The following is a 6,000-nucleotide window of genomic DNA, read 5'->3' on the forward strand; positions in this document are numbered from 1 at the left end:
CAGTTTGTCAAGGGTTACAGGTGTGCGTAGCAAACTTGCACAACCAGGATATCACGCCTTTGTTACCACCTATCAAGGATTGGGAAGGGCGGAGATATTTTGCCTCCGCTCGTCTAGCCACTGCTGCAAAATCAGGGCCGCTGCTTTGCGATCGATCGCACCCTTATTTTGCGACAGGGAAATCCCTTGTGTTTTCATCAATTCCTCTGCCTCAACCGAAGTCAGGCGCTCGTCCACGTATTCTAGGGGGAGCTCTAAGGCTGTGGCGATGCGAGTAGCATATTTCTGCACTTGTCGGGCTTGAGTGCCTAATTCTCCGCTCAGGGAGTAGGGCAAGCCTGCAACCAAAATTTGAACTCTCCGCTCTCGCACGATTTCTCGGAGATAAGCTACGTCTTGATCGAAGGACGATCGTACAAGTGTTGTAATGCCCGTAGCTATTAAACCAGTGCCGTCACACCCGGCGATGCCGACTCGTTTAAGGCCGATATCTAATCCCAGGGCTGAAATCCATAATTTATCGTTGGACATTATCAATCAAGCAATTTTAGATTTTAGATTTTAGATTTTAGATTTTAGATTTACTTCTTTGTTAGTTGCCGATTTTTTTTAACGAACCGCGAAGACGCGAAGAACGCGAAGAAAGAAGATAAGAAAGTAAGAAGAAGATAGGTAATCTTAGGTTGATATCAATCAAAAGCAGAAGGGAAATTTGGGGATGGTGACAGAAAAAAGTAATTTCTTTGATGATTACTTCTATTTTTTTCTGTCTTCTACCTTTGACCTTCTGCTTTCACTTATTAAGAATTGAGTTCTCCCGGCCAGCCGCTGTCTAGAGGCAACTCTGACAAATTTAAAGGCAAAATGCTGCTGCCATCAGTTGCTGCTGATTCGGAATTTGGGCCGCCCAATGGGTTAACTTGATTGGTTTGGCTGTTTCCTGAGTCAGCCAACAGCGGTTTAATCTCAGACGACGCGGGCCCTGCTGCTGCTTCCCCAGCCATCGGGCCGAGCCAGGACATCCGGCCCGGTACGGGTTTGCGAGTTGGCTGGAAGCTTTGCAGCATTTCTGATAGCTGGAGTCCTTCGAGAGAGACCAACTTGGACTCGCGCAATTTGTGCCACACCGATCGAGACATTAGCAAACTGTGTTCCACGCGCACTGCTCCAAATTGCTCTAAATAAGCTTCCCGTTCCGGCTGATAGTCAGCGGAAGCCAGTTGCAGGCTTTGAACCGGAAAATCTTGAACGAGGCGCGCCATCTGGGACAGTAGTTCTGGGTACAGCCAAGTGTAGGCCGGGTGTACCGTCAACTGGGCAACGTGCGGTTGCTGGCCGTTGCGGGATAGCTGCACCTGAAAATAGCCGATCGCGGCTTTGCGCTGCGGTTCAAACACGTAGCCGCTGACTACTTCTGTTTTGCCCAGCCACTGTCTGACACCTTCGACTAAAGCGCCGAAAAAACTGGTTTTGAAATCTTGAATGTGGCGATCGAATACTTGGCGCACCAGGGGCGGCATAGACGCGGTATCCAGTTGATAGAGCAACTGAGCGTCGGCGTTGCTCACAGGCAGCAGGTTGGGCAAATCTGGGGTCGAGCTTGCCATTTCTTGCAGGCGTTCTGGGGCGATCGTCCAGTAAGTCATCTGGGCCAAAGGCTGAAACCCGTTTTGCCGGTACAAAGCCAAGGAAGTGTTGTCGCCGACATTCACTTCCAACAGCCACGTCCGCGCCTCCCAGACTGCCTCAAAGCAGTACCGCAGCAGCATGGAACCAATTCCTTTGCTGCGGGCTTCTGGGTCTACTCCTATGCGATCGATCCGCCAAGTGCTGCGGGTGCGGTTGAAAGGAGAAATCTGAATTATGCCCTTAACGCTCCCCTCTTCTTCGGCAACATGGGCCCGGAACAGGGACTGACAAGGGTTGGGAAACAAGCTAAAAATCTTTAGTAGTCCGTACCAGCGACGTATCTGCTGCAACTTTCTACCTAGTACCACGTCGCAGCTTGCGCCCTTGCGGTTTTCTGGCTCTTCGGCTGTTTCCGCGCACAGTTGTTCCATCACCTCGATATCGCGATACTGAAACGGGCGAATCACAACCTGGTTTGGGTTTTGGGAGGGAAATGAAGTCATAGCATAAAAGTGGAGAATGGAAATTTAAAAATAAAAATTCAGAAAGGGGAAGAGTTAGATAAGTTTGGAGTTTTGAATGGGTAAATTTTGATTTCAAAACTTATAACTTTTGATTCTTCTCCCTTTCTTGCTCGATCGAAAATTAAAAATTGCAAATCATCTTTTTGAATTTTTAATTTTCTGTTTTCAACTCAAGATTTTTGTGGCAGAGGTCGAATTACAACGACTGGTGTGCGCTCGTCAGCATTCCCGGCGGGGTTGCTTCGCAAGGCTTGCTCTAAGAATGTTACCGATAAATCGGAGGTCGCTGCTAATATCTTAACTGCTTTCAAGTCATTAGCGTCTACGATGGCTGCCGCAAGTCCGGTTTCTCGTTGAATTTCTTCTACAACTTGCTGGGGATTGTCCGGGCCGAGGACAATAAATTGGTCGAAGGGAGGCAAAGTCCCGGTAACGTCGTCGATCAGCCTGGCTTGTTCCCCTGCTAGTTGGTAAAAGACTCCCGGTTTGCCAAATATTTTAGCCACAGCGCCGATCGCAAATGCTGCTACTACGCGCCAAGGGCCTACTACATCAACCAACGTCTGCATCCCGCAAGCCGTGGCCAAACTCGACATGGGTAAGAAAAACAAACACACTCGCTTTGCCGCCCATCCGGGTTTGACTTCGCTGGGATGGCGATAGCGTCCCTGCATCAAAGCTAGGGGAGTTTCTGCCAGGGCGACTATATCGCCTTTCTGGGCGCGGGGCAGCACGTAACGCTTGACAATTTCGACGGGATTGTCCAATTCCGTCAGGATGTGGGTGCGAATCGGCAAAACTTGGGCAACTCCGACATTTCGGGCATTAGGTACTGTCTCCGAGTTGGGAAATTGCAGCGGGACTACTACGTTACGGACTTTCGGGATGCGGCCGCCTGGGCCGTAGGTGACGAAATGTATTTGCACCCAAGCCGACTGCAATTTGGTTAAATCTTGCCCTTGAATGTCTACAGAAACTTTAATTTTCGTGTTTTTTTGGGCTTTAACAATATAGCCGAACCAGTAATCGTCTGCTCTGGCTGCTGCGTCTTTGTGGCAAGGAATCACCTTTGTCTCGGAGGTAACGCCATCCAAACTTCCGTCTGACAGCAGTTTCACCTGTGCCCGCACTTCCGGCAACATAATCTCAAATCGCTGTGTCAGGTTGCGGAACTCCATTTCCCCGACTAAAAGATAGCGGTTGGGTTCGGAGATGGCTAAGTGCCATTCTCCGGCTGTTAGTTCTAGTTTATTTGCACTCCCAGTCCGGCGATAGTTCAACTCTAGGCCCAATCCGCCCAATGCTAGCAGCGAACCGGCTGCTGCGATTCCTGTTGCTAAAGTCTCAATCACTCAAATCACCGCCAATAATATTTTGTGTTTACTGTAGTCGATATCGGGTACTTTGAGCGCTGATCCGGTAGTAATTGGATTGTGTTGAGTTTGTTGGGGGCGATCGCACTTATGCCCAATTACACGTAAGTGCGATCGGGATTCTGTGGCTAAAGCGGTCAAGTTGCTGTTCAAAGAGCTCTCCTCGTGAGTTAGATCACTCCAAAATCTGGCATTGCTTAATCAGGGTATGAAAAAAAATCAGTTGAAAATCCCGAATCTTTGTGGATACTGGTTTCTCTGACTTGCATATTTAGCCTTTCCGACCGTAAATCTGCAACCTCTACAAAACAAATCACTTAATTCAATTATTTAATAGTTAATTTTTTAGAAAATATAAGACTTGGTTATTTAAAAACATTAAATTATAAGCTGGCACTCCACATTTTTTAAGAATATTTATTAATCATTTAATCAGTAAATAATCCTGTATATATTAGTTTTTTTTGGCTGGCTAAGCTAAGACTGTGCGAGATATGCGATCCTCTTCGAGGGCTTCGCTAACGCGCGCCTCCAGCTTCTTCAATGTCGAATGAACAGCGAGTCGCTAGCGCCGTAGTGGCCAGTATTTTTAAGAATCTACTTCTTAAGTAACAGTCAGAATCTAGTTCTTAGGCAGTAGATTTTCGGAGAAGTATATAGTTAGCCTAGTAAATGTAGCACTAATAGCCAAGGATATCTTATGACTGATAATAAGCAGCCTTTTAACAAGCCGGAAGCCAATCCTGACTTCCAAGAAAAGAATGTTGACAATAGCGAAAACCAGCAGCTTCAGGCTCAGACTAACGAAAATGCAGAATCACAGGAAGATCAATCATCAGGCTCAGGCATTGGTGCGAGGATAGCTGGAGCAGCAGTTGGTGGTATACTCGGTGCTCGCTCTGGAGGAATTCTTGGTGCTGTAGCAGGCTCAGTTGCGGGCGCTATGATTGGTAAAGGTACTGCTGATACTGTTAACCGTGCTGTAGATAATTTAGGGGATGCAGCACACAGCGTAGCAGACGGTATTACACACACTGTAGAAGAGCTAGGGACAGTAGTAAAGGAAACTGCTGAGGAAGTTAGACCATCTATCAAAGCTACAGCAGAAGCAGTCAAGGAGACTGTTGAGGAAACTAAGCCTTCGATTAAAGGTATAGCCGAATCTGTCAATGAGACAGTTAGAGAAGCCAAGCCTTCTGTAGTAGATGCAGTCAAGAGTGCATCCGAGGAAGTCAAACCTACGATTAGAGAAGTAAAAGATTCAGTCAAGCAGACAGTCGAAGGTGTCAAGCCTTCTATACAAAGTGCAGCGGACTCTATTAAGAGTACGGCTGAGGAAGTTAAGCCTTCTGTCAAAGCTGTAGCTCAGGAAATTGAGGGTGCAACTCAGGATCTTAGATCAACTGTAAAAGATACAGCGAAGGCAGTGGAGCCATCTATAAAAAGTGCAGCCGAATCGCTTAAGTCATCTGGAAAGAGTGCAGCCGAATCAATCAAGTCATCTGCTCAAAGCGCAGCCGAATCTGCTAAAGGTGCAGCGCATGATGTTAAGTCATCTGCCCAAAATGCAGCCGAATCTGCTAAAGGTGCAGCGCAGGATGTTAAGCAGGATGTTAAGTCATCTGCCCAAAATGCAACCCCATCTCCTCAAGGTGCAGCGCATGATTTTAAATCATCTGCCCAAAATGCAGCCGAATTTGCTAAACCTCCAGTGCCTGATTTTAGATCCTCTGCCCAAAATGCAACCCCATCTCCTCAAGGTGCAGCGCATGATTTTAAATCATCTGCCCAAAATGCAGCCGAATTTGCTAAACCTCCAGTGCCTGATTTTAGGTCCTCTGCCCAAAATGCAACCCCATCTCCTCAAGGTGCAGCGCATGATTTTAAATCATCTTCCCAAAATGCAGCCGAATCTGCTAAACGTGCAGGGCAGGATGTTAAATCATCTGCCCAATATCTAGCCGAATCCACCGAGGAAAATATGGATACGGATATTCACATCTCCGGCACTCCTGAACTCAAGGATCAAGTGGTCATTCATGACAAGAGAATCATTAAGGATTAGGTAAAGTAAGGACTTAACTCTAGCTTGTTCAAGCTAGCCCTAAGAGAGTTTAACAGAGAGTGGATCTTAGAAAAGAGTCCACTCTTTTCTGTTTAGGAGGAATACGCTCACCTACGGTTAAACAGAGAGTCTATTTATTGAGGAACTCTCCCCCTGAAGAAGGATAGATTCCGTTCATAGTTCATAATAGGTTGTAGCCATTTGGCGTAACTGCTCACCGCAACAAAGTTGCGGTGAGCAGTTACAATTTAACTCAGAGTGCGCCACTTAATATTTCCTTACTAAGCCCGAAGGTTCGAGATTGTTTTGCAATGTGCAAGATTATTTGGCTCTCCTGAACTTATGGTTATAAGTTTCTCTAATCAGAAAAGCAAGCTAATACGCGATTCCTAAAATTATTAAAATTAGA

At 46.6% G+C, this 6,000-nt stretch carries 5 protein-coding genes; 1 reads left to right on the forward strand and 4 read right to left on the reverse strand.

The features are described 5' to 3' along the window. Window positions 1-72: 72 nt before the first annotated feature. From ruvX to Q5691_RS09570, 4 genes are all read right to left on the reverse strand, one after another. The gene (ruvX, locus tag Q5691_RS09555; protein WP_333214416.1) at window positions 73-531 is read right to left on the reverse strand and encodes a Holliday junction resolvase RuvX; all 459 of its coding nucleotides are present in this window, start codon (window positions 529-531) and stop codon (window positions 73-75) included. 269 nt (window positions 532-800) lie between these two features. Continuing rightward, on the reverse strand, window positions 801-2,132 hold the full coding sequence (locus Q5691_RS09560; RefSeq protein WP_333344630.1) for a GNAT family N-acetyltransferase: 1,332 nt from the start codon (window positions 2,130-2,132) through the stop codon (window positions 801-803). Window positions 2,133-2,323: 191 nt separating this feature from the next. Then, window positions 2,324-3,505, reverse strand: coding sequence for a F420-0:Gamma-glutamyl ligase (locus tag Q5691_RS09565; RefSeq protein WP_333344632.1), 1,182 nt, complete (start codon window positions 3,503-3,505; stop codon window positions 2,324-2,326). After that, window positions 3,506-3,679, reverse strand: a complete 174-nt coding sequence (locus Q5691_RS09570; protein WP_333344634.1) for a hypothetical protein — start codon at window positions 3,677-3,679, stop codon at window positions 3,506-3,508. It lies immediately after the preceding gene. 547 nt (window positions 3,680-4,226) lie between these two features. On the opposite strand from Q5691_RS09570, the gene Q5691_RS09575 reads away from it, so the two are divergent. After that, window positions 4,227-5,591 (forward strand): hypothetical protein, encoded by a 1,365-nt coding sequence (locus tag Q5691_RS09575; protein WP_333344636.1) that lies wholly within the window; start codon window positions 4,227-4,229, stop codon window positions 5,589-5,591. Window positions 5,592-6,000 lie beyond the last annotated feature (409 nt).

The sequence above is a fragment of the Microcoleus sp. w1-18aA5 genome, assembly GCF_036701705.1.
Taxonomy (GTDB): Bacteria; Cyanobacteriota; Cyanobacteriia; order Cyanobacteriales; family Microcoleaceae; genus Microcoleus.

Coding starts and splice junctions, on each gene's coding strand:
- Q5691_RS09560 (WP_333344630.1), bottom strand. CDS start 2,132: ATGACTTCATTTCCCTCCCAAAACCCAAACCAGGTTGTGATTCGCCCG.
- Q5691_RS09575 (WP_333344636.1), top strand. CDS start 4,227: ATGACTGATAATAAGCAGCCTTTTAACAAGCCGGAAGCCAATCCTGAC.
- ruvX (WP_333214416.1), bottom strand. CDS start 531: ATGTCCAACGATAAATTATGGATTTCAGCCCTGGGATTAGATATCGGC.